This window comes from Halostagnicola sp. A56, from assembly GCF_000691505.1.
In the GTDB taxonomy this organism is placed as follows: domain Archaea; phylum Halobacteriota; class Halobacteria; order Halobacteriales; family Natrialbaceae; genus Halostagnicola.
This window is the reverse complement of record NZ_JMIP02000015.1, coordinates 190,985-211,100: the sequence shown is the minus strand read 5'-3', so window position 1 is coordinate 211,100 and position 20,116 is coordinate 190,985. Positions and strand designations below refer to the sequence as shown.

29 protein-coding genes and 2 tRNA genes are annotated in these 20,116 nt (G+C 64.8%); 9 read left to right on the top strand and 22 right to left on the bottom strand.

Annotation, left to right across the window (positions count from 1 at the left end):
* Positions 1-123: 123 nt before the first annotated feature.
* The 3 genes from EL22_RS06420 to EL22_RS18970 all read right to left on the bottom strand — a co-directional run bounded on the left by EL22_RS06420 (position 124) and on the right by EL22_RS18970 (position 2,086).
* Positions 124-876 (bottom strand): isopentenyl phosphate kinase, encoded by a 753-nt coding sequence (locus EL22_RS06420; RefSeq protein WP_050050704.1) that lies wholly within the window; start codon positions 874-876, stop codon positions 124-126.
* Positions 873-1,859 carry a mevalonate kinase gene (gene mvk / locus EL22_RS06415; RefSeq protein WP_050050703.1) on the bottom strand — a complete coding sequence of 329 codons (987 nt, stop codon included), beginning with the start codon at positions 1,857-1,859 and terminating at the stop codon, positions 873-875. The genes EL22_RS06420 and mvk overlap by 4 nt, the downstream gene beginning before the upstream one ends.
* Positions 1,860-1,957: 98 nt before the next feature.
* Positions 1,958-2,086 carry a hypothetical protein gene (locus EL22_RS18970; protein ID WP_255349663.1) on the bottom strand — a complete coding sequence of 43 codons (129 nt, stop codon included), beginning with the start codon at positions 2,084-2,086 and terminating at the stop codon, positions 1,958-1,960.
* Between the two features lie 243 nt (positions 2,087-2,329).
* On the opposite strand from EL22_RS18970, the gene EL22_RS06405 reads away from it, so the two are divergent.
* Positions 2,330-3,253: a thiamine-phosphate synthase family protein gene (locus EL22_RS06405; protein ID WP_050050701.1), complete on the top strand. Its 924-nt coding sequence runs from the start codon at positions 2,330-2,332 to the stop codon at positions 3,251-3,253.
* Positions 3,254-3,345: 92 nt separating this feature from the next.
* Here the strand turns inward: EL22_RS06405 and rpsB are convergent, their stop codons facing one another.
* From rpsB to EL22_RS06340, 13 genes are all read right to left on the bottom strand, one after another.
* Positions 3,346-4,137: a 30S ribosomal protein S2 gene (gene rpsB / locus EL22_RS06400; protein ID WP_050050700.1), complete on the bottom strand. Its 792-nt coding sequence runs from the start codon at positions 4,135-4,137 to the stop codon at positions 3,346-3,348.
* Positions 4,134-5,339 (bottom strand): phosphopyruvate hydratase, encoded by a 1,206-nt coding sequence (eno, locus tag EL22_RS06395; RefSeq protein ID WP_050050699.1) that lies wholly within the window; start codon positions 5,337-5,339, stop codon positions 4,134-4,136. Before eno ends, rpsB begins: the two co-directional genes overlap by 4 nt.
* Complete coding sequence (locus EL22_RS06390; protein WP_050050698.1) at positions 5,336-5,515, bottom strand: DNA-directed RNA polymerase subunit K; 180 nt, start codon at positions 5,513-5,515, stop codon at positions 5,336-5,338. The genes eno and EL22_RS06390 overlap by 4 nt, the downstream gene beginning before the upstream one ends.
* Positions 5,515-5,709 (bottom strand): DNA-directed RNA polymerase subunit N, encoded by a 195-nt coding sequence (locus tag EL22_RS06385; RefSeq protein WP_049952956.1) that lies wholly within the window; start codon positions 5,707-5,709, stop codon positions 5,515-5,517. Before EL22_RS06385 ends, EL22_RS06390 begins: the two co-directional genes overlap by 1 nt.
* Before the next feature lie 12 nt (positions 5,710-5,721).
* Positions 5,722-6,120 (bottom strand): 30S ribosomal protein S9, encoded by a 399-nt coding sequence (locus tag EL22_RS06380; RefSeq protein WP_050050697.1) that lies wholly within the window; start codon positions 6,118-6,120, stop codon positions 5,722-5,724.
* Complete coding sequence (locus EL22_RS06375) at positions 6,114-6,563, bottom strand: 50S ribosomal protein L13 (RefSeq protein ID WP_050050696.1); 450 nt, start codon at positions 6,561-6,563, stop codon at positions 6,114-6,116. Before EL22_RS06375 ends, EL22_RS06380 begins: the two co-directional genes overlap by 7 nt.
* Positions 6,560-6,913, bottom strand: coding sequence for a 50S ribosomal protein L18e (locus tag EL22_RS06370; protein WP_050050695.1), 354 nt, complete (start codon positions 6,911-6,913; stop codon positions 6,560-6,562). The genes EL22_RS06375 and EL22_RS06370 overlap by 4 nt, the downstream gene beginning before the upstream one ends.
* 59 nt (positions 6,914-6,972) lie before the next feature.
* Positions 6,973-7,057 (bottom strand) — tRNA-Leu (locus EL22_RS06365).
* A gap of 134 nt (positions 7,058-7,191) precedes the next feature.
* Positions 7,192-7,941, bottom strand: coding sequence for a DNA-directed RNA polymerase subunit D (locus tag EL22_RS06360; RefSeq protein ID WP_050050694.1), 750 nt, complete (start codon positions 7,939-7,941; stop codon positions 7,192-7,194).
* 3 nt (positions 7,942-7,944) lie between these two features.
* Positions 7,945-8,331 (bottom strand): 30S ribosomal protein S11, encoded by a 387-nt coding sequence (locus EL22_RS06355; RefSeq protein ID WP_049952951.1) that lies wholly within the window; start codon positions 8,329-8,331, stop codon positions 7,945-7,947.
* A complete protein-coding gene (locus EL22_RS06350) occupies positions 8,332-8,853 on the bottom strand; it encodes a 30S ribosomal protein S4 (protein WP_050050693.1) in 522 nt (173 codons plus the stop codon).
* Positions 8,853-9,374: a 30S ribosomal protein S13 gene (locus tag EL22_RS06345; protein ID WP_050050692.1), complete on the bottom strand. Its 522-nt coding sequence runs from the start codon at positions 9,372-9,374 to the stop codon at positions 8,853-8,855. Before EL22_RS06345 ends, EL22_RS06350 begins: the two co-directional genes overlap by 1 nt.
* A 70-nt stretch (positions 9,375-9,444) precedes the next feature.
* Positions 9,445-9,527: transfer RNA gene (locus tag EL22_RS06340), tRNA-Ser, on the bottom strand.
* A 246-nt stretch (positions 9,528-9,773) separates the two neighbouring features.
* On the opposite strand from EL22_RS06340, the gene EL22_RS06335 reads away from it, so the two are divergent.
* The 3 genes from EL22_RS06335 to EL22_RS06325 are packed head-to-tail and all read left to right on the top strand — an operon-like array spanning position 9,774 to position 13,287.
* A complete protein-coding gene (locus tag EL22_RS06335; protein ID WP_050050797.1) occupies positions 9,774-10,775 on the top strand; it encodes a DUF4129 domain-containing protein in 1,002 nt (333 codons plus the stop codon).
* Positions 10,772-12,745, top strand: a complete 1,974-nt coding sequence (locus EL22_RS06330) for a DUF58 domain-containing protein (RefSeq protein WP_050050691.1) — start codon at positions 10,772-10,774, stop codon at positions 12,743-12,745. The genes EL22_RS06335 and EL22_RS06330 overlap by 4 nt, the downstream gene beginning before the upstream one ends.
* A complete protein-coding gene (locus EL22_RS06325) occupies positions 12,742-13,287 on the top strand; it encodes a hypothetical protein (RefSeq protein ID WP_050050690.1) in 546 nt (181 codons plus the stop codon). Before EL22_RS06330 ends, EL22_RS06325 begins: the two co-directional genes overlap by 4 nt.
* Here the strand turns inward: EL22_RS06325 and moaA are convergent.
* Positions 13,284-14,336 (bottom strand): GTP 3',8-cyclase MoaA, encoded by a 1,053-nt coding sequence (gene moaA / locus EL22_RS06320; RefSeq protein WP_050050689.1) that lies wholly within the window; start codon positions 14,334-14,336, stop codon positions 13,284-13,286. The two genes, EL22_RS06325 and moaA, sit on opposite strands and share 4 nt — an antisense overlap.
* Before the next feature lie 139 nt (positions 14,337-14,475).
* On the opposite strand from moaA, the gene EL22_RS06315 reads away from it, so the two are divergent.
* Entirely contained in the window at positions 14,476-15,177 is a 702-nt protein-coding gene (locus tag EL22_RS06315) for a helix-turn-helix domain-containing protein (protein ID WP_050050688.1), read from the top strand.
* 50 nt (positions 15,178-15,227) lie between these two features.
* Entirely contained in the window at positions 15,228-15,464 is a 237-nt protein-coding gene (locus EL22_RS06310; RefSeq protein WP_050050687.1) for a hypothetical protein, read from the top strand.
* A 48-nt stretch (positions 15,465-15,512) separates the two neighbouring features.
* On the opposite strand, the gene EL22_RS06305 is transcribed toward EL22_RS06310, so the two are convergent.
* From EL22_RS06305 to EL22_RS06295, 3 genes are all read right to left on the bottom strand, one after another.
* Complete coding sequence (locus tag EL22_RS06305; RefSeq protein WP_050050686.1) at positions 15,513-16,097, bottom strand: NAD(P)/FAD-dependent oxidoreductase; 585 nt, start codon at positions 16,095-16,097, stop codon at positions 15,513-15,515.
* A gap of 165 nt (positions 16,098-16,262) precedes the next feature.
* Complete coding sequence (locus EL22_RS06300) at positions 16,263-16,481, bottom strand: hypothetical protein (RefSeq protein WP_050050685.1); 219 nt, start codon at positions 16,479-16,481, stop codon at positions 16,263-16,265.
* A gap of 60 nt (positions 16,482-16,541) precedes the next feature.
* Positions 16,542-17,342, bottom strand: a complete 801-nt coding sequence (locus EL22_RS06295) for an NAD(P)-dependent oxidoreductase (RefSeq protein WP_050050684.1) — start codon at positions 17,340-17,342, stop codon at positions 16,542-16,544.
* 89 nt (positions 17,343-17,431) lie between these two features.
* Between EL22_RS06295 and EL22_RS06290 the strand changes: the two genes are divergently transcribed.
* The 3 genes from EL22_RS06290 (at position 17,432) to EL22_RS17925 (ending at position 18,852) form a co-directional block, all read left to right on the top strand.
* Complete coding sequence (locus tag EL22_RS06290; protein WP_050050683.1) at positions 17,432-17,920, top strand: SRPBCC domain-containing protein; 489 nt, start codon at positions 17,432-17,434, stop codon at positions 17,918-17,920.
* Positions 17,921-18,031: 111 nt separating this feature from the next.
* A complete protein-coding gene (locus EL22_RS06285; protein WP_050050682.1) occupies positions 18,032-18,592 on the top strand; it encodes a DUF6735 family protein in 561 nt (186 codons plus the stop codon).
* 104 nt (positions 18,593-18,696) lie between these two features.
* A complete protein-coding gene (locus EL22_RS17925; protein ID WP_197075858.1) occupies positions 18,697-18,852 on the top strand; it encodes a hypothetical protein in 156 nt (51 codons plus the stop codon).
* A gap of 74 nt (positions 18,853-18,926) precedes the next feature.
* Here EL22_RS17925 and EL22_RS06275 read toward each other — a convergent pair whose 3' ends face one another.
* Both EL22_RS06275 and EL22_RS06270 read right to left on the bottom strand, forming a co-directional pair.
* Complete coding sequence (locus EL22_RS06275; RefSeq protein WP_050050680.1) at positions 18,927-19,394, bottom strand: adenylyltransferase/cytidyltransferase family protein; 468 nt, start codon at positions 19,392-19,394, stop codon at positions 18,927-18,929.
* 91 nt (positions 19,395-19,485) lie between these two features.
* Entirely contained in the window at positions 19,486-19,986 is a 501-nt protein-coding gene (locus tag EL22_RS06270; protein WP_050050679.1) for a Mov34/MPN/PAD-1 family protein, read from the bottom strand.
* Between the last annotated feature and the right edge of the window lie 130 nt (positions 19,987-20,116).

Genomic DNA, 20,116 nt, shown 5'->3' with positions numbered 1-20,116 from the left:
GCGGAGGTCGTTTCCTCCGTTCGAACCCACGATCGCCGTGAGTCGCGAACGCACTTGCCCGCGGGTTTCGGTAAGGGGTTGTACACGCCGGGGTGTTAAAAACGCAGTGGGTTGGAACCCCGCTCACTCGATAGCGGTGCCGACGGATTCGCCGGCCAGAAACGCGTCGATCGACTCGAGCCCGAAAATCGACGCGGGAGCCTCGAGTTCGAGCAACGTTTGGACCTTCCCCGCCATACCGCCGGTCACGTCCGTCGCCTCGCTCTCGCCGAGGATCGCGTCGACGTCTTCGAACGACGTGATCCGGTCGACGACGGCGTCGTCGTCGTCGAGCACGCCCGGAACGGTCGAACAGAGCCCGACGCGGTCCGCGTCGAGCGCTCGAGCGAGTTCCGTGACCAGTTCATCGCCGCTGATGATCGTCGCTCCCGCCCCCGCAGTCGCGACAACGTCGCCGTAGAGTACCGGGACGAATCCCGCCTCGAGCATCGCCTCGACCTGTGCGGTCGGCAGCGAGAGCGTTCCCGTCTCGTCTCGAGAGGCAGTCGAAAACGGATGGATGGGAACAGCAGGCACGTCCTGTGCGTGGAGCCGGGAGAGGACGAATTGATTGAGCGTCTCCATCGCGCCGTGGATGTCGACCACCGCCTCGATCTCGTCTGTTCCCTCGGTCGTCGTGACCCCGTGTTCGCTCGCGTGGTGGTGGCCGAAGCTGCCGCCGCCGTGGACGACGACCAGACCGTCCACGAGCGACCCCCTCTCGAGCGCCGACGCGACCGCGGCCGCCGATCGCTCGAGGGCTGGCCCGTCGAGGGTCTCCGGTCGTTCCTTGTCGGTGATGACGCTGCCGCCGAGTTTCAGGATCGTCGCGCTCATTCGAGCCGACACACTCCTTCGTCGGCGAGTTCCGCCCGGAACGCGTCCTCACAGCCGGGCGTGAACTTCAGCGCCGTTTCGGTCGCCTCCGTCGGATCGAGCGCGACGATACAGCCGCCACCGCCCGACCCCGTCAGTTTCGCGCCGTAGGCATCGGCGTCGCGTGCCGCCCAGACCATCGCGTCGAGCGAGCGAGACGAGACGCCGAGCGCCGAGAGCAACCCGTGGTTGAAGTTCATCAACCGACCGAGTTCCTCGACATCTCCGTTCTCGAGCGCCTGCTCGCCGTTTCGCACGATGTTTCCGATCGATTCGACGGTGTTCGCCGCGAACTCGTACTCCTCGCGCAGGTCGCGCACGTCGGAGACGAGCTTTCCGGTGTCGCCCGCGCCGCCGTCGAAGCCGATCACGATCGGCAGGTCGGGCGCGTCGATCGTCCGACAGTCGTCGCCTTCGACCCTGACCGCGCCGCCGGTCGCCGAACAGAACGTGTCCGCCCTCGAGGCCTGCCCGTCCTGGACCTCGTACTCGGTTCTGAACGCGCGATCAGCGATCTCCTCGACCTCGAGGGTCGTTCCGAGTTCGCGCGTTCCGGCGTCGATCGCGGCGACGGCGACGGCGGCCGAGGAGCCGAGCCCCGCCCCGAGCGGGATATCGCTCTCGATGGTGACGTCGAAGCCGACGTCCTCCTCGCCGGTCACGTCCCGGACCTGCGCAATTGCTTCGTCGACGTAGCCCGTCGCGGCCGCCAGCAGTGACTCGGAGACATCGATATCGGGTTCGTCCTCGGTCCGTCCGCCGTACTCGACGGTGAACCCGTCGAGGCTGAGATCCTCCGCGTTGACTCGAATCTTCTCGTCGTCGCGGCGCTCGACGCCGACGCGTGCGCGCTGTTCGATCGCACAGGGAACCGCGGGCTCCCCGTAGACGACCGCGTGCTCCCCGAAGAGGTACACCTTCCCGGGAGCGCTCGAGAGTGCCATTATCGACAGATTCGTGTCTCTCGGCTTAATACCTGTCTTCCGGAGATTCCGTGTAACTGACCAACACTGTCACGCGGACCGATACTGTCGGGTCCGATTTAAAGAACGAGCGCAGCGAGCAGCTGGTAGGCAATTCCGGCCGCAAAAATCGCGAACAGGAGACCAACGGCCAACATCACCGCGGGCGGGAGGTGCTCTTCTTCGAACGTGAAGAGGTACTGTCTCATACGTCTACTGTCGAGTCTCGACGGGTATGTCTTTCGTTGTTTCGCGCGGGTTCGCCGGTTCGATCGATCCGAGCGATGTGTCGTCCCGGACGATGTGTTCGTCTCGAGCGACGATATCGGATCGGACGATGTGTTCGGTTCGAGCGGGACGTTCAATCCGAGTGGACCGATCGACTCGAGCGGTGCGTGTAGCTCGCACGGTGTAGTCGAATTTATGGCACTGACGGCACAACCACCGAGAACATGTCGCTGGTCCTGCCGAGCGAACTCGTCGTCGACCGATTCCTTCCGACGGTCAGGGCGATGCTCGCGAGACGACTCTCCGAACGCGGGATGACCCAGAACGAGATTGCGACCGAACTGAGCGTCACCCAGGCCGCGATCAGCAAGTACATCGCTGGCGAGGCGGGCGGCGAGGAACGGTTCCGGACCGATCCGGATACGGTGGCGACGGTCGACCGACTCGCCGAGGGCATTCACACCGGCGAGATGGACGGCTACGACGCCCTCGCCGAACTCCTCGCGTTGATTCAGCGCCTCGAGGATCGAGGCCCGATCTGCGAACTTCACGAGGCGGAGATGCCCGAACTGCAAGGACTCGGCTGTGATCTCTGCGTTCGCGGGCTCGACACGGACGTTCGAGCCGAACGCGAAGTCCTCACGGACGTCCGATCGGCCGCTCGCACGCTCGCGGCGATCCCCGGGATGGCCGAGTACGTCCCGAACGTCGGAACCAACGTCGGAATGGCGCTTCCGGACGCGAGCGACGAAACCGACGTCGCCGCGATTCCCGGCCGAATCTACTCGATGAGCGGGCGCGTGGAGGTGCCAGCAAATCCCGAGTTCGGCGCCTCGAGTCACGTCGCGACGGCCGTGCTCGCAGCGAATACGGTCGATCCGGAAACCCGCGGCGCGATCAACGTCGCGACAGACGATCGCTTACTCGAGGCCGCGAGCGAACTCGGATACGATCCGCTCGAGTTCGACGCCAGTTACGAGGAGCGGGCGGATCGGCTCGAAGTGCGCTTTGACGACGCAGGCACCGTTCCCCGCGTCGCATACCACCGCGGCGCGTTCGGCATCGAGCCAATTACGTTCGTCTTCGGCGCGACGGCGACCGACGCCGCTGCCCGACTGCAGGAACTCGTCGAAATCGCCTCGAGCTAACCGCATTCGACGGCGTCGCTCTCTCGGGCGTGAGTTGCGACCGCTGGCGGCGCTCCCCGGATCAGAACTGAAACGAGAAAATTCGCGTCGAATCAGACCATACTCTCGAAGTCCTCGAGTGAGTACGACGGCTCGGCGCCGCGCTTGTCGAGGACTTCGTTCGCGAGCAGCCAGTAGACGACCGACAGGGCCTTTCGACCCTTGTTGTTCGTCGGAACGACGAGGTCGACGTTACTGGTCTGGTTGTTCGAGTCACACATCGCGATAACGGGGATCCCGACGGTGATGGCCTCCTTGACGGCCTGGGCGTCACCGATCGGGTCAGTCACGACGACCACGTCGGGTTCGATGTAGCCGTCGTACTTCGGATTGGTGAGCGTCCCCGGGATGAACCGACCCGTTCGCGCTCGAGCGCCGACGGCCTCGGCGAACTTCTCCGCCGGGAACCGACCGTACTGGCGACTCGAGGTGACCAGGATCTGCTCGGCGTCGTAGTTCGCGAGGAAGTCCGCGGCCGTTCGAATGCGGCCGTCGGTCTTCGATACGTCGAGGACGTAGAGCCCGTCGGTTCGGACGCGGTGGATGAACCGCTCCATGTCCGCGGTCTTTTGCTGGGTACCGATATGGACACCGGCACCGAGGTAATCCTCGACAGGGATGAGCAGGTCCGCTTCCTCGTCGGACATCACGTCGTCGTCGAGGGTCGGTCCCGCGTCCTCGTCTGGTTCGGCCTCGGCCGGTTCGTCGGCGTCGGCGGACTGTTCGTCTGCTGGCTCGACGTCGTCGGCGGGATCGGCGGCGGGACCGGCCCCTTCGGCCGGCTCCTCGTCGATCTCCTCCTCGGCGGCGTCGAGCCCTTCCTGTTGTGCGTCGTTGTCAGTCATGTCGCGTCGTCTGCGATTCTGATAAGCTCGTTTAACTTTGCGGTTCGCTCGCCGCCGACGGCGCCCGTCTTGATGAACGGAGCGTCGGTCGCGACGGCGAGGTGTGCGATCGTCGCGTCTTCGGTCTCGCCCGACCGGTGGGAGACGACCGAATCGTAGCCGTTGTCGGTCGCGAGTTCGATCGCGTCGAAGGCGTCGGTGAGCGTCCCGATCTGGTTCGGCTTGATCAGGATGCTGTTTGCCGCGCCGCGATCGATGCCGGTGGCGAGTCGCTCGGTGTTGGTGACGAACAGATCGTCACCGCAGACGAGCGTCTTGTCTCCGACCCTGTCGGTCAACTCGGCGAACGCGCCGTAGTCGTTCTCGTCGAGCGGATCCTCGACGTAGACCAGATCGTATTCGTCGACGAGCGTCGCAATGTACTCGATCTGCTCGTCTGTGGTACAGGTCGTATCGCTGTACTCGTAGACGCCGGCTTCGTCGTCGTACATCTCCGCCGCGGCGACGTCGAGTCCGAAGCCGATTTCGAAGCCAACCTCTTCGGAGACGGCCGAGACGGCCTCGTCGACGAGTTCGAACGCCTCGTCGTCGTCGATCGACGGTGCCCACGCGCCCTCGTCGCCCTTGCCACAGGCGACGCCGCGTTCTGCCAACAGATCGGATACTTTCGCGTGGACAGCCGCGTTCGCGAAGACGGCATCGGCGACGCTCGGCGCGCCGACGGGTGCGGAGAGGAACTCCTGAATGTCGGTCGCGTCGGCGGCGTGTTCGCCGCCACCGACGACGTTCCCGAGCGGCGTCGGGAAGTCTCGGCCCCGAAAGGTCCCGCCGAGATGCTGGAACAGCGGCGCGCCGAGGACGTCGGCACCCGCTTTCGCCGCGGCCATCGAGATGGCGACGGCGCTGTTGGCTCCGATCTTCGAGAAGTCGTCCGTTCCGTCGGCCGCGCGAAGTGCGCCGTCGACTTCGCGCTGGTTCCCCGCGTAGACCTCACCGACGAGTCGCGGCACGGCGTGTTCGCGCGCCGCAGCGATCGCCTCGCTGGCCGGACGCTCGATCGCCTCGTACTCGCCCGTGCTCGCTCCGGACGGTGCCGCGGCGCGACCGAACCCGCCGCTCTCGGTGAGTACGTCGGCCTCGACGGTCGGGTTTCCCCGCGAGTCGAGTATCCGTCGGAGGCGAACGTCGGTGATGAGCGTCATTGCTTCCCTCGTTTGACCGTAAAGGGCAGTGCGTCGGCGTCGTACTCTTCGGCGGCGACGAGAATCGGCTCGGTCTGGTCGGTGTCGATCAGAACGGGCGCACCGTAGGACACCTGCAGCGCTCGAGCGCCGAGGATTCGTGCCTTCTCGTATCGGTTGTGGTGTTGCTGTTGCATTACTGGTATGGTGAGACGACGTCGACGAGGTCGCGATGCGAGACGAGCATGCGCCGACAGCAGTAGCGCTCGACGCCGAGTTCGTCGAGTACCGCTTCCGGATCCTCGTCTCCCTCGTTCGCTCGTTCGTCGAATTCTTCCCAGTGTTCGGCGACGACGTTACCACACGTGAAACACCGGACCGGTACCATCATATCTGAATCACCTTAGCGGTAGGACTTCTGGTAGCGCGCCCGAGCGCCCGGGCCGCCCCACTTTTTGGGTTCGGACTGGCGAACGTCGTTGACGAGCAACGAGCGATCGAACTCCATGTAGGCGTCCCGGAGTTCGGCGTCGTTTGCGTGCTGGACGATGCCGCGAGCGATGGCGGTTCGGACGGCGTCTGCCTGTCCGCTGATGCCGCCACCCTCGACGCGAACGTCGATATCGACTCCGTCCCGGAGGTCCTCGCCGGCGATGCGGAACGGCTCGAGCATCTTGAGTCGGGACATCTCCGGCTCGACCAGCTCGACCGGCTGGGAGTTGATTCTGACGCGACCTTCGCCGTCCTGAACGGTCGCTCGAGCGACCGCGGTCTTTTTCTTACCACTTGTGTTCGTTACCATGTGACGTTAGCACCTAACTGTTCTGCGACTTCCTGAAGGTGAACGAAGCGAATGTTCGAGAGCCGATCGAGCGACGTGTCCTCGAGGATCTCGGCCTCGCGGTCGTCGTCGTTCTCGTAGGGGTTGCCGACGTAGACGCGGACGCCTTCGAACGCCTCGCGGCCGCGCGGTTTCTTGTGCGGCAACATCCCTCGAATGGACCGCTTGAAGATCATGTCGGGACGACGCGGGTACGCCGGTCCCTGATCGGAACTGAGCTGCGTTCGCGTCCGGTAGGTATCGATAACGTCGTCTCTGTCGCCGGTGATGACCGCATCCTCGGCGTTGACCACGGCGACCGTTTCGCCGTCCAGTGCGCGCTGTGCGACCTGACTGGCCACGCGACCGAGGATGCAGTCTCGAGCGTCGACGACGACGTCCGCATCGAACTCTGCGTAGCTCATGCGATCACCCGGACGTCGCTTCCTTCTGGGTTCTCTTCGAGCACTTGCTCGAGCGGTACTGGCTCGCCGACCTGGTCGATTTTCGTCTCTGCCGACGACGAGAAGTCGACGGCGGCGACGGTGACGTTCTTCTGAAGTGCGCCCGAACCCAGCACCTTGCCGGGAACGACGACAGTCTCTTCTTCTCGCGCGTACCGCTCGATACGCCCCAGGTTCACTTCCGCGTGACTCCGACGGGGTTTCTCGAGACGGTCCGCGATATCACGCCAGACGTCTGCGTCCGCGCTTCGCGAGGCGGACTTCAGCTCGGCGATAAGATCGTTGAGCCTCGGATTGGTTTTACTACTCATTGGTGTCCTCCAAATGCTGCAAAGGTGCGACTCTCGAGGTGAGAGTCGCGGAGAAGTGATGCAGGGAGCAGGATTTGAACCTGCGGACTCCTACGAGACAGCGCCCTGAACGCTGCGCCGTTGGCCTGACTTGGCTATCCCTGCCCGCACTTCCGACTACCCCTCGCCCCTTCAAACCCCTTTCGGTTCGCGTGACTGTCGGCGCGCCGCTCTCGTAGCCGGCGGCGACGGCGGCCATCGTCTGGGTGGCGGGGAGTTGGGGTAGTGTCATCCGTTGATTATAGCTGTACTGCTTCTTCGAGTTCCGTCGCGCGGGCCTCGAGCGTGTCGACGGCTCGCGTGACGAGTTCGGCGACGGTGAACGATCCGTCGGTCTCGACGTGGAAGACGAAGGCGTTCGGCACGTCTTCGACGTGTACTTCCTTGCCGGGGTAGCGGTTCGACAGGTCGTCGTCGAACTCGCTGGTCGGGATCAGTTCGCCGTCGTCTTCGATGACGCCGCGAACGATCCGGGATTGTTCGTCCTCGAACTCGGGGAGGTCGCCGTCGACGGTGACGCGCTGGAGATGTCGGTAGCCGACGGCCACGCCGCCCTGATGTTTGGCGTGGTTTTTCCCGCGCTCGATGACGGCATCGGCCTCTGCCTCGAGACGCTGGTCGTCTTTGAGGTCGATGATCGGCACGTTCTCGTCGGCCGGCTGGACGAGGCCGTCACTCGAGACGAGATCTCCCGAGTACGCCGTACCCGGTCCCTCGACGTCGATCGAGAGTGTGACGGTGTCGTCGTCGACGAACTCGCCTTCGGGTGGGGTCGAAAGCGGGACGAGCCCGAGTCGAAGCGCGAGCTGTTCGTCGAACATCACCGACGAGTTCTCGATGAAGCGGACCTCGTCGATGGCCATCGTCGGCACGTCGGCGACCATCGCTCGACGGAGGCCGTTCGCGAACGCGGGGGTGACCCCGCGGACGAGGAATCGAGCCTTTCGATCCCCGGTTTCGACGAACTCGACGTCGTACTCTGCGGTCATGGTCTAGTATCCGCCCTTCCCTTTCGGGGCACGCGATCCGTCGTGTGGGATCGGTGTGACGTCCTCGATGCGACCGATCTCGATGCCGGAGCGTGCGAGCGCGCGAATCGTCGCTTGCGCGCCGGGACCGGGTGACTTCTGCAAGTTGCCACCGGGGCCGCGAACGCGGACGTGGAGACCAGTGATGCCGGCCGCTTTGACCTCTTCGGCCACCGCTTCGGCCATCTGCATGGCAGCGTACGGCGACGCTTCGTCGCGGTTTTGCTTGACCGCGGTCCCGCCGGAGGACTTCGCGATCGTCTCCGCGCCCGTGAGGTCGGTCACGGTCATGATTGTGTTATTGAACGATGCGTGTACGTGGGCAACGCCCCATTTGTCGTCGTCTGCCATTTATTGTTCCTCCGCTCGTTCCGGGTGGAGCTCGTCCGCGAGTGGACTGTTCTCGTCGAATTCGACGTCGTCTTCCTCGTCGACGTCGATGACGTACGACGGCACCGTGTGTCGACGTTCGCCGACGACGACGTGGCCGTGATTGATGAACTGGCGAGCCTGCTGTGGCGTGTTGGCCAGTCCGTTCCGGTAGACGATCGTCTGGAGACGACGCTCGAGAACGTCCTCGATCTCTAAGGAGAGAACGTCGCCGAGTTCGTCGGCCTCGTCGAGGTAGCCGACGCGGGCGAGTCGGCCGAGGAACTCCTCGGTTCGCCGGGCGACGGTTTCTTCGTCCGCTGGCTGTGCGAGCAGGTCACGGGCCTCGCGCCGGTAGGAGCGAAGCTGAGACTGTGCACGCCAGAGCTCTTCTTTGTTCGTCAGACCGTAGCGATCAAGCAGCGAGTGCTCGCTGGCGATGCGCTCGCCCTGGTAGGGGTGGTTCGGCGTCTCGTAGTTTTTGGTGTCCGTTCCGAGTGGCATTATTCGTCATCCTCCTCGGCGGCGGCTTCCTCCGCCTGCTCTTCCCGGATCTCCTCGACGTTGACTCCGATCGTCCCCTCGGTACGACCGGTGGACTTGGTTCGCTGTCCGCGAACCTTCTGGCCGCGCTTGTGGCGGACGCCCTTGTAGGAGTCGATCATCTTCATCCGGTTGATGTCTTGCTGTCGGGTCAACTGGAGTTCGTTACCGATCTCGTGGGTCGTTTCGCCGGTGTAGAAGTCGTGCTGGCGATTCGCGAGCCAGTCCGGGACTTCGTCGGCGTAGTTCTCGACGACTTCGACGACCTCGTCGATGACGTCTTCGTCCAGTCGACCGAAGGTTGCGGTGCGGTCGACTTCAGCTTCCTCCGCGATGATACGGGCGGTCCGACGACCGACGCCGTTCAGTTCGGACAGCGACCGTTCGACGGATTTCGTCCCGTCGAGGTCGGTCTGACCGATGCGGACGAAGTACTGAAGGTCTTCATCCTCTTCTTGTTCTTGTGGTTCTTCCTCGCTCATATGTCGTGTATCTCTGTCTTTCGTGCGCGCACGGAAAGCTGACGCAAGCGCGCCAGTACTGTGAATCCGACGTCGTGGCGGGGATTTGAACCCCGGAGGCTTGACGCCACATGGTTAGCAACCATGCGCCTTGGGCCGCTTGGCTACCACGACACCGTGTCTGTTATCGTCGCCCGTCTGGACTCGGGGATCGGTCCCCTACACGTATCGCATCGAAAGCTACCCCCGTCGAGTACTTAAGGGCAACGAAAGGAATTGCGCGCCCCTCTCGAGAGACGGCGGCTCGATCAGCCTCGGCCTATAGCTCGCGGACGAAGCATCAAGCGGGTGTGGAACGCGGATCGAACAGGTGTGAATCGATTGAACTTATTGTGATCCGTGAAAAACGCGCACCAACAGGTGTCCCGAAACGATCTCGCCCTCCGAATCGGTGCCGCCCTCGCCGCTATCGTCTCGATCGGACTGGTCGCTGCCACGATCCAGTCACCGCTAGAGACTGGCGGCACGGGCGGCATGGGCGGCGGCGAAGATGGCGGTTCCAGTATCGGTGGGCAATCAGGACCCGAATCCGGAGGCGGTAGTGTTCCGGAATTTTTCGAGTACCTCGTGTATGCGCTCCTCATCGTCGTCGCGATCGCTCTCGCCTGGTACCTGCTCTTTCACCGGCGAGAGCTCCTCGGAATGGTCGCTGCGGTGGTCGCGGTCGCTGGCGTTCTCGCCCTGTTGGCGTGGCTGTTCGTGGAGTTCGGCGCGGACCCGAACCTCGAGCCGCCGAACCAAAGCGCTCCGTCACAGTCGGGTCAGGACGGCGGAACCCCGGGCCACGGTGAGGGAGAGCGCACGCCGATTTCGATCGGACCGCTGGTTGGTGTGCTGGCGCTCATCACTGCAATCTTCGCCGGCGCGCTCGTGCTCACCAACCGGCGGTCCGACGGCGACGAACTCGCTGCGAGGGAGGAGTCCGAGCCCAAGGACGATATCGAACACGCGGCCGTCAGCGAAGCGGCCGGTCGCGCTGCGACGCGGATCGAGGCGGCCGACGACGACGTCGACAACGAGGTGTACCGGGCCTGGGAGGAGATGACCGATCCTCTCGAGGTCGATCGCCCCGAGACCAGCACGCCGGGCGAGTTCGCCGACGCGGCGATCGACGCCGGTCTCGCCCGCGAGCACGTCACAGACCTGACGCGGCTGTTCGAGGCCGTCCGCTACGGTGGCGTCGAGACGACGGCCGACATGGAAGCACGTGCCGTCGGCGTCCTTCGCGAGATCGAAACCGAGTACGCCGACGATAGAGATGGGAACACCGACCACATGGATGGGAGTTCCGACCACCTTGATGGCGGTACCGATCACGTCAGTGGGGATACTGATGAACGGACCGGAGGCAGTTCCCGATGAGCGTGCGCACCGGATGGCTCGCTCTGGGCTTGCTCAGTTTTTTCGGCGGCGTCGCCGTGCTGAGCGGGGCGGTCGGCCTCGGCGTCGGGCGCGGTGCCCTCGTCGCGGTCGCCTGCGGCCTGCTGATCGGGGCCATCGCAACGCTCTCGAGACGTCGGGGGAGCAGAGAACAGACCGGGACGCCGGATCCCGAACGCACCTATCGCGTTCCCGCACCCGGGTCGTCGCTCGCGGACGCGATCGGGCAACTCCGGGAGACTCAAGGGGTCTACACCGCCCACAGTCGACGGTTCGTCGACGGGCTTCGGACCGGCGTCGTTGCCGTGCTCACGCGCTTCGAAGGTCGATCCGCCGAGGAGGCTCAGGGCCGACTCGAGGCGGGCGAGTGGACCGACGACCGGCGGGCGGCGGCGCTCCTCTCCAAATCGGTCGACCCGCCCTCGAGTTCGCTCCGTCGACGCCTCTCGGCCGCGGTCAATCGGGAGACGACGTTTCGGAACGGGATTCGACGGGCCGGCGCGAGCATCGCACGTATCGGGTACGGCGACGGATCGGCCGCTTCCGATTCAAATCCACTACCGAAGTACGAGGAGACAGATTCCACGCGAACTGATCGGGATCCGCGGACGACCAGCAAACGCCTTCGCGGAACCGAACACGCTCGCGAGCGTGCGACCGAGTACTGGACCGGCGTCGGAGCCGTCGCACTCTTTGCGGTCGGTATCGGCGCTCTCGCCGAGTCTCCGGCGGTCGTTCTCGCGGGCGTCGTCGGCGTCGGATACGCTGGCTTCGCTCGCGCGTTCGACCCGCCCGTTCCGAAGATCACTCTCGACCGAGCGGTGTCGAACGAGTCTCCCGAACCTGGCGACGAGGTCGACGTGACCCTGACGGTGACCAACGAGACCGATCGGTTGCTCCCCGATCTCAGACTCGTCGACGGCGTGCCGCCGGGGCTGACCGTCACCGACGGCACGGCCCGAATCGGCACCGCGTTGCGACCGAACGAGTCGGTCGCGCTCGAGTACACCGTCACCGCACGTCGCGGGACCCACGAGTTCGATCCCGCGCTCGTGCTCACGCGCGACCCGTCGCGCTCGAGTGAGCGACAGGTCTACGTCGGCGAGGATACGTCGATCGTCTCCGCACCCGTCTTGCGTCCGATCGCGGCGCCCGTCCCACTTCGGGCGACCGCGGCGTCGTTCGCGGGTCGCCTCCAGACGACCGACGGGGGCACCGGTACCGCGTTCCACTCGGTTCGGGAGTACCGGCGCAACGATCCGCTCAACCGGATCGACTGGAACCGCCACGCCCGAACGGGCGAACTCGCGACCCTGGAGTTTCACGAGGAACGGGCGGCTCGAGTCGTCCTCTTGCTCGATACCAGAATCGACGCCTATCTCGCGCCGTCGCCGGACGACCGACACGCCGTCGATCGGTCGGTCGCCGCTGCGGGACGAACCGCGGCGACGCTCCTCGAGAACGGCGACACCGTCGGACTCGCCGCGATAGGCCCCGGGCGGTCGACGGCCGAGGAGGGGGCCTCCTCGAAACAGGAGCCCTGTTGGCTCGCTCCGGCGGCAGGGCGACACCACCGCGTCGAGTTCGAACGGCTGCTCGCGACCCACTCACAGTTTTCCGCCGTAGCGCCCAAACGCGGGACACAGTGGTTCGGTCAGCTTCGCACGCTCCGTCGGCGATTCTCCGCGGAAACGCAGATCCTCTTTTTCTCGCCGCTGTGTGACGCGGGGAGTCTCGAGATCGCCCAGAAACTGGAGGCACGAGGCTACCCGGTGACGGTCGTTTCGCCGGATCCGACGACGGACCGAACGACCGCCCAGCAGCTGGCGGGCGTCGCGAGACGCATCCGGCAGTTCGACCTGCAACGAGCCGGGATTCCCGTCGTCGACTGGGAGGCCGGAGAATCGATCGACGACGTCTTCGCTCGCGTCGACGCGGGTGATATGCGATGAGCGACGTCACCCGACGCCCCACATCGGTCTCACGGACGGTCGCCTTCGGCGGTGCGATGGTCGCCGTACTGGCCGCGACTGTGGGGTCGATATACGGCTTCGGAATCGGCGTCGTCGGCCTGGCGGTGCTCGCGCTCGGACTCGCTCGGGGCAACCGAGACGCTATCGACGTCGGCTCGCTGGCGATCTTCGCCGGCGTCGTCGCCGGTGGGTTGCAGGGAGAATCGGTCGAGTTGACCGTCCTCGCGACGATCGGAACGGTCCTCGCGTGGGACCTCGGCCACGACGCGACTGATCTCGGCGAGCAGCTCGGCAGGGAGGCCGAGACGGCGCGTCTCGAGGCCGTCCACGTCCTCTCGAGTCTCTTGATCGGCCTCGTTGCGGCGACGCTCGGCTACGGCGTCTACGTCTTTGCGGCCGGCGGCCAGCCGATTGCGGCAGTCGTGTTGTTCGTCCTGGCGGGGGCCGCGCTCGTGGTCGCCCTAGGCTCGGGCCGCGATAGCGGCGGGTGGACCGGGAACGCGAACTCCCGGCGTCGCTAGTTCTTCGCCGCCGAGGTGTCGGGACCGTCCTCGAGGTAGGTCTCGTTTACCACCCAGTGGCCGTCGTCGTCCTGGACCATGTACTCGCCGTAGAAGGGGACCCGCTGTTCGACGACGTCGCGAAACGCGTCGCGGATCTCGGGCTTCGTCATCTCTCCCATCGGTTTGAGGTCGTCGTTGCGGTTGAGACAGCCCTTGAGATAGCCGTCGTGGGTGACCCGAACTCGGTGGCAGTTCGCACAGAACGTCGGGTTTTCGACGGGGTCGACGATCTCGACCATCCCGCGGCCGCTCCCCGACGCGTTCGACGTTTCGCCACCCGCGTCATCGGTTTCGGCACCCGCGCCATCGGCCGTGATCCAGTAGCGCTTTCGGTCGTGCATCTCCCGGTGTTCGATCTCGTCGGCCCGGTCTGCGAGCCAGTCGTGGACTCGTTCGATATCGATCGCCCACTCCGGATTGCCGGTCAACTCCGGCATGTACTCGATGAGCTGGAGCTGGAGGCCCTCGTTTGCAGCGACGTGATCGACCATTCCGGGCACGTAGCCCGCCGTGTGCTCGAAGACGACCATGTTGAGTTTGACGGGGTCTAAGCCGGCCTCGAGTGCGGCGTCGACGCCCTCGAGTACGCGTTCGTACGCGCCGCTTTTGGTGACCGCCGCGAAGTCCTCCGGATCGAGGGCGTCCTGCGAGACGTTGACCCGCTCGAGACCCGCCTCGACGAGGGCGGGTGCGCGACCAGGAAGGAAGGTTCCGTTCGTCGTCAGCGAGACTTCCATCGAATCGGGCGTTCGAGCGATAATTTCCTCGAGGTCCTGTCGGAGCATCGGTTCGCCGCCGGTGAACTTCACCGCGTCTACGTCGAACTGCGCGGCGACCTCGAGAAAGCGGACCACGTCGTCGGTCCCCATCTCGTCGTCCTGCGGGTCCATCGGTCCGCGGGTGTCGCCGAGTCCCTCGTTGTGACAGTAGACGCAGTCGAAGTTACACCGATCGGTGAGCGAGACGCGAACCCCCGTCACGTCGCGTCCGAACTCGTCGGTGAGCATGTGCACACGTTGCAGACGGATCCGCTTAAAGACGCCGGGAAATAGCGGGTGCCGTAACCGAAATCGATTACATTCGACGGGCGGCTTGCGACCGCACCCAGGGGAGTCTTTCTTGAGTATGGTCCGCGTAGTTCACTGTATGAGTACGATTGCGGAACTAACGATCCCGGCCGACGAGTTCGCGCTTCGGGAAACCCTCGAGACGATCGACGATGTCTCCGTCGAGATCGAACGCGTCGTCGCCCACGGTCCTGATAGCGTCATGCCCTACCTTTGGATCTCCGGCGACGAATCGTCGATGGCGGATCTCGATGCGGTGCTCGAGGACGACCCGAGCGTCGACGAGGCCGATCTCCTCACCGATCTCGACGAGGAACGGCTCTACCGGCTCAGCTGGATCGACGACGTGACCGTGATCGTCCACATCCTGACCGAAGAGAAGGCGACGGTCCTGCAGGCCGCCAGCGAGGGCCGGTGGTGGCAGTTTCGCGTGCTCTTTCCCGAACGGGAGTCGCTGGCGAACACCTACGATTTCGCACGGGAGCAGGGATTCTCGCTCGACATCCAGAAGATCCATCAGCTCGAGGAGGGGCGAGAGGGTCGATACGGCCTGACAGACGCCCAGTACGAAACGCTCGTCTCGGCGCTCGGGGGCGGCTACTACGAAATACCGCGGGACACAGACATGGAATCGCTCTCAGACGAACTCGATATCTCCCACCAGGCGCTCTCCGAGCGGCTCCGACGGGCGCACCGCTCGCTCGTCGAGGAAGCCGTCACGATCGGTCACGACGAGAACGGCGACGCCGTCGAGGGCGTCGAGCCGGACGCGACGAACTAAGGATCGGACGCGACACAAGACATACCCCGGAACGACCTGTAGGACCTGGCATGAACGAGGACATGCTCGAGGATCAAGCCCGGCTGGTCGCGCTGCTCCGTGAGGAGGGCTGGGACGTCACCGACGTCGAACTGTCGGCCTACGACAGCCCGTGGGAGGATTCGAACGATCCCGAGGCGACGATCACGCTCACGGCGCGAAAGCCCTACGAGGACGACGCGGAACGCGATGAAGAGGAGTCCGACGGGGCGGGCGACGACGACGACAATCCGTTCAGGATCAAGTAGCCGTCCGGAACCTGCCCGCCGTCGGCCTTCTACTTGTCATCGGCTGTTCTACTCGTCGTCAGCCATTCCGCCGAACGTTGCGTCGGCGTCGGCGGGCACGTCGAAGTCGTGGTAGTGTTCGCCTTTCTCTTTCGTGAGAATGTTCAGGGCGGCCGCAGCGCCGTCGCCCGCGGAGATGACCGCCTGCCACTCCTCGGCGCGTCCCATCGCTCCCGTCGCGTAGGCGTCTTCGACGCTCGTCTCCATCGTGATGTCGACATCGACCACGTCGCCGTCGAAGGCCACGCCGAGCGAGGAAGCGAGGTCGCGGTTGGCTCCCGTCGCGAGGACGACGTAGTCCGACTCGAGGGAGTCGTCCTCGGTCTCGACCGCGAATCCGTCGTCGGTCTCGGAGACGTCGGTCACTTCCTCGCCCTGCCGGCGGTCGACGCCGTAGCTCTCGACCTGGCGGCGGGCCGTCGCCATGAACGCCGTCCCGTCCTCCGAACCGAGCCCGAGGTAGTTGAACAGGTGGGCCTTGTGCATCCACGTCTCGTCGGTGTCGAACACCGTCGTCTCGAGGCCGTTTTTCTGTGTGAACATCGCTGCGCTCAGTCCGGCGGGGCCGCCGCCGACGACGATTACGTCAGTCATGAACGGTCGTACCTACGGGGTTCTGTCCTGTTAGCTGTTGGTATCCCCACCACTGACTGCCGCAGAGTCTCCGGCGAGCGGGACAGAACGCGGGTGTACTAGCGATGACCGACGGAAAACTGTTCGAAACCGACCGGAGCCGTCGAAACCGATCGGAGCCTCGCTTCAGGAGCTATCGCCCGGGCCGCCGAAATTCCGTTTCCAGCCGCGTCGCGATCGTTCGTCGTCGTCCGAAGAGAACACCCGGTAGAGGACGTACCCGACGACGACTACGGGCAACAACGGCAACAGCAGGATCGCGATCAACACGGCGACGATGTAGCCGAGCGTCGACATCTCGAAGTTCGGTCCGTAACCCGTCGATTCGGACACGTCGGTGGCCATACGTGTCGCTTGCGGACCCACGGTAATCCCCTTTTCGAAGACGCGGGACCGATCGCTCACTTAGCCGGTTTCGAGACCGGTCCGGTCGTCGAGTTCGTCGTCTATCACGTCGCTCGAGTCGTCTTTCGGATGGTAACCGGTCGCGAGCATCGTTTCGGTCAGCGAGAGGAATCGATCCGCGTTCCGCGAGATGCCGTGTGCGACAACCGGCGACGTCTCGAGCGTGCACGTCGCTGCACGCCGGAGGACGCGTCGGCAGTCCTCGGGACTGAGCCACATCGCACGCGCGTACCGTTCCCCCGCACCGTCGCGGTCGGCACACTCGGCGCGCAACTCCTCGCGGCTGAGGAGCCAGCCGATCCGGAGGCTGACGACCTCTATCCCCGTCCGGTCGGCATAGTACTCGCCCATCGCTTCGCCGAACACTTTCGTCACGCCGTAGTAGGTGTCGGGCGCTGTGGGGTCGTCCGGTCGGATCGCGGTCGGATTCCCAACGGTCGACTCCGGGCGGATCGGCGAAACGGTGTTTCCCATGTTGACGGCGTGGTTCGAACTCGCGAAGACCACGCGCTCGAGTCCGTTCTCCGCGGCCGCCTCGAAGGCGTTGTAGACGCCTTCGACGTTCGGTCCCGAAAGCTCGTCCCACTCGGCCCGCGGATCCGCGTTCGCGGCGAGGTGGACCAACACCTCCTCGTCGGTCAACACCTTCGCGAACGCCGCCCGGTCTTCGATCTCGAGCGTCGTCGTCTCGAGGTCGTCGCTCTTGCTGTGGGAAAACAGCGTCAGCGCGTCGTCGGGAAACGCCTGGATCGCTTCCCGGCCGACGCGTCCCGACGCGCCCGTGATCGCGATAGCTGTCATACGGTGTCGTCGACTGCGAGTGAGAAAGAACTCGGGGCGGCGTCTGCCGGGGCGACAGGTGCATTGCCTCTCACGTGGTAGGAGAGACCATGATAACTGTCGAGGCTTTCGAGGAGATCGACGCGCCTCGAGCGGCCGTCTGGGAGACTCTCCTCGCGTTCGATAGCTATCCCGCCTGGAATCCGTTCGTCCGCTCGGTAGTGGGGCTCCCGGTCGAAGGCGAACGCCTCGCGGTTACCGTTCGACCGCCCGGCGGGCGCGCGGTGACGTTCACGCCCGAGGTCGTCGCCGTCGAGACGAACCGACGGCTCGCGTGGCGCGGACAGCTGGGCGTTCCCTTCGTGTTCGACGGCTACCACGAGTTCAGGCTCGAGGCGCTCGACGGCGGGCGACGGACACGACTTCTCCAGCGCGAGACGTTTCGGGGCGCGCTCGTCCCGATACTGCTGGATCAGGACGGAATCGAACGCGGATTTCGGGCGATGAACCGGGCGCTCAAAGCGCGAGTCGAGAACGTCGCTCGGCACCCAACCGGCGCGAATCCGCGGCCGAAGCCGGGCGGATCGCTGCGCGGCTAACCTCGTCCTGACGTTCAAGTAGGGTGGCGGCGCCAAGCCCGGTGATGGACCCCCACGAACGACCGATTGTTCGCATCGATTCGGAGTATCCACACACGCTTCCCGAGGCGAATGGGACATAGAGCGCTCGTCGCGTACCGACGGCCCGACCACCTCTACGACCTCCGGTACAGCCACTGGGGCGCGGCCGACCTCGAGGTGGCCGACCGGATCGACGCCGACGCGCCGCTGGGATCGGGTACCGTCGATTCGGCGCTACTCGCCGACTCGGTTGCACTCGAGCGAGTCCTCACGGGCTATCTCGATCCCTGCACGTACGAGGCGCTCTACCTGGTCTCGACGGACTTCGAGATTAGGTCCTATCGCGTCTGCTGGCTCGAATGGGGCGACGGCCGCCAGCAGGGCCGGGGAGCCATCGTCGAGGTGCCGTCTGCCGACGACGGTCGGACGCTTACGATCTGGTTTCGCGCCACGAAGACCGTCCTCGCGGACGCCATCGAGATGGGTGCGCTCTCGAGACGCGCCGTCCAGTCGTATCTCGAGGCGCGAGTCGCCGAGGAGAGAGACGGCCGCGTCTACACCTACTGCGGAACGGACGCGCCCGACGCTGACGACGATTCCGACGAGTTCGTCCCGACGCCGGACCAGTGGCTCGACGAGGACGAGTGGTGAACGAACGGCTCGCCGACTCACTGCTGGTGGGCCTCGGTCGACGGGACTTTCTAATTCTTGCAGCGGGTTTTCGGGCCTCTAGAACGGAGTCTCCGCTACACGTCATGTCTAAATACTGTCTCCAGTGCGAGTGGCACGTCAGCGACGCCATGGACTACACTGAAGCGGAAGCCTCGAGGGAGGCGATCGAGCACTTCGTCGAAACCGGCCACTCGATCGACTCGCTCCGGCTGCCGCCGCCGGTCGTGTTGCGCAACTGACGATCGGACGGCGGCGGACGCGAGAAACGCCGTCCGCTCGCGGATTCGCTCTCCCGTCCGAACCCGGTCGACGATCAGCCACGGCGCTCGAGAATCCGGTCGACGATCAGCCGCGTCGAAAGGAGTTCGTCGTCGTGGGCCGGCTCGCGGGGATCGGCTCGCTCGACTTCACAGGTAATTCCCCGTCGCGCGAGTTCGGCTTCGATCGCCTCGTCGTCGTGGTGCTGGTCGTGACCGAGCGCGATCACGTCGGGTTCGAGCTCCTCGATCGGGACGAAGATGTCTTCTTCGTGGCCGAGAATCGCCTCGTCGACCACCTCGAGTGCACCGACAACGTCACGACGCTGGCGAGCGCTGCAGATCGGCCGTTCCTTGTGGTCGACGTTGCTCTTTCTGGCGACGATGACGACGAGTTGCTCGCCCATCGCCGCCGCTTGCTCCAGGTAGTGGACGTGTCCGGGATGGAGGATATCGAAGGTTCCCTGTGCGACCACCGTCTGGGGAGCCGATCTGACACCCTCGTCCCCGTCGCTTCGCGTCATAGCTCGCCTCCCGCTCCCGTTCGGGGACGATGCGATCGCTCGAGGCGTCGATTCGGCTTCGATACGTCCACCGTCGGTGCGTCGGTGCGAATCACTCCCATTGCAGATCCTCGTCGATGTCAGCCTGTGTGAAATCGAAGAACTCCTCGGCGTCGGGTAACTCGACCTCGAGGACGTTCAACTGCGTCGGTTTCCCCTGCGAATCGAACGCTCGCCAGTCCGAGCGCCGATACGGCGCGCCGATGATGACGTGGACGCTGCCGCGACCGAACGTCTCGAGGTCGGCGTCGCTCGGTCGAACGACGCCGTTTGGGTGAGAGTGGATACTCCCGAGTGCCTTGACGTCGTTCGGAATCATGTTCGTTCGAACGGTCGCGCTGACGCTGTTTGTCTCGGTCCCCGGAACGACGAGTACGTCGGTGATGACGAGCCCGTCCCGCTTGAGTCCGAGCGTGCTCGCCTCGGTCCCGCGGAGAAAGCCCATGTACTCGTTGGGATGGGTCTCCGCCGAGGATTCGAGTGCGAACTCGAGCGTTTCCTCGGCGATTCCGAGAACCTCGCTCGAGCGAAACAGCGCGTCGAACAGCCCCATACACGCCTATCCGGCTTTGCGGTTGCTAAACGTTCCGAATGGTGACCGAGATGGGACGGACCGTTCTTCGACGCCACTGTGATTGCACGTGTCACTGGTGGTGGCGTCACGATACGTCATCCGATTATAC

Bases quoted from the DNA above. Each gene is read 5' to 3' on its own strand.
- EL22_RS06420 (WP_050050704.1), bottom strand. From the start codon at position 876: ATGAGCGCGACGATCCTGAAACTCGGCGGCAGCGTCATCACCGACAAG.
- mvk (WP_050050703.1), bottom strand. From the start codon at position 1,859: ATGGCACTCTCGAGCGCTCCCGGGAAGGTGTACCTCTTCGGGGAGCAC.
- EL22_RS18970 (WP_255349663.1), bottom strand. From the start codon at position 2,086: ATGAGACAGTACCTCTTCACGTTCGAAGAAGAGCACCTCCCGCCCGCG.
- EL22_RS06405 (WP_050050701.1), top strand. From the start codon at position 2,330: ATGTCGCTGGTCCTGCCGAGCGAACTCGTCGTCGACCGATTCCTTCCG.
- rpsB (WP_050050700.1), bottom strand. From the start codon at position 4,137: ATGACTGACAACGACGCACAACAGGAAGGGCTCGACGCCGCCGAGGAG.
- eno (WP_050050699.1), bottom strand. From the start codon at position 5,339: ATGACGCTCATCACCGACGTTCGCCTCCGACGGATACTCGACTCGCGG.
- EL22_RS06390 (WP_050050698.1), bottom strand. From the start codon at position 5,515: ATGCAACAGCAACACCACAACCGATACGAGAAGGCACGAATCCTCGGC.
- EL22_RS06385 (WP_049952956.1), bottom strand. From the start codon at position 5,709: ATGATGGTACCGGTCCGGTGTTTCACGTGTGGTAACGTCGTCGCCGAA.
- EL22_RS06380 (WP_050050697.1), bottom strand. From the start codon at position 6,120: ATGGTAACGAACACAAGTGGTAAGAAAAAGACCGCGGTCGCTCGAGCG.
- EL22_RS06375 (WP_050050696.1), bottom strand. From the start codon at position 6,563: ATGAGCTACGCAGAGTTCGATGCGGACGTCGTCGTCGACGCTCGAGAC.
- EL22_RS06370 (WP_050050695.1), bottom strand. From the start codon at position 6,913: ATGAGTAGTAAAACCAATCCGAGGCTCAACGATCTTATCGCCGAGCTG.
- EL22_RS06360 (WP_050050694.1), bottom strand. From the start codon at position 7,941: ATGACCGCAGAGTACGACGTCGAGTTCGTCGAAACCGGGGATCGAAAG.
- EL22_RS06355 (WP_049952951.1), bottom strand. From the start codon at position 8,331: ATGGCAGACGACGACAAATGGGGCGTTGCCCACGTACACGCATCGTTC.
- EL22_RS06350 (WP_050050693.1), bottom strand. From the start codon at position 8,853: ATGCCACTCGGAACGGACACCAAAAACTACGAGACGCCGAACCACCCC.
- EL22_RS06345 (WP_050050692.1), bottom strand. From the start codon at position 9,374: ATGAGCGAGGAAGAACCACAAGAACAAGAAGAGGATGAAGACCTTCAG.
- EL22_RS06330 (WP_050050691.1), top strand. From the start codon at position 10,772: ATGAGCGTGCGCACCGGATGGCTCGCTCTGGGCTTGCTCAGTTTTTTC.
- EL22_RS06325 (WP_050050690.1), top strand. From the start codon at position 12,742: ATGAGCGACGTCACCCGACGCCCCACATCGGTCTCACGGACGGTCGCC.
- moaA (WP_050050689.1), bottom strand. From the start codon at position 14,336: ATGCTCACCGACGAGTTCGGACGCGACGTGACGGGGGTTCGCGTCTCG.
- EL22_RS06315 (WP_050050688.1), top strand. From the start codon at position 14,476: ATGAGTACGATTGCGGAACTAACGATCCCGGCCGACGAGTTCGCGCTT.
- EL22_RS06310 (WP_050050687.1), top strand. From the start codon at position 15,228: ATGAACGAGGACATGCTCGAGGATCAAGCCCGGCTGGTCGCGCTGCTC.
- EL22_RS06305 (WP_050050686.1), bottom strand. From the start codon at position 16,097: ATGACTGACGTAATCGTCGTCGGCGGCGGCCCCGCCGGACTGAGCGCA.
- EL22_RS06300 (WP_050050685.1), bottom strand. From the start codon at position 16,481: ATGGCCACCGACGTGTCCGAATCGACGGGTTACGGACCGAACTTCGAG.
- EL22_RS06295 (WP_050050684.1), bottom strand. From the start codon at position 17,342: ATGACAGCTATCGCGATCACGGGCGCGTCGGGACGCGTCGGCCGGGAA.
- EL22_RS06290 (WP_050050683.1), top strand. From the start codon at position 17,432: ATGATAACTGTCGAGGCTTTCGAGGAGATCGACGCGCCTCGAGCGGCC.
- EL22_RS06285 (WP_050050682.1), top strand. From the start codon at position 18,032: ATGGGACATAGAGCGCTCGTCGCGTACCGACGGCCCGACCACCTCTAC.
- EL22_RS17925 (WP_197075858.1), top strand. From the start codon at position 18,697: ATGTCTAAATACTGTCTCCAGTGCGAGTGGCACGTCAGCGACGCCATG.
- EL22_RS06275 (WP_050050680.1), bottom strand. From the start codon at position 19,394: ATGACGCGAAGCGACGGGGACGAGGGTGTCAGATCGGCTCCCCAGACG.
- EL22_RS06270 (WP_050050679.1), bottom strand. From the start codon at position 19,986: ATGGGGCTGTTCGACGCGCTGTTTCGCTCGAGCGAGGTTCTCGGAATC.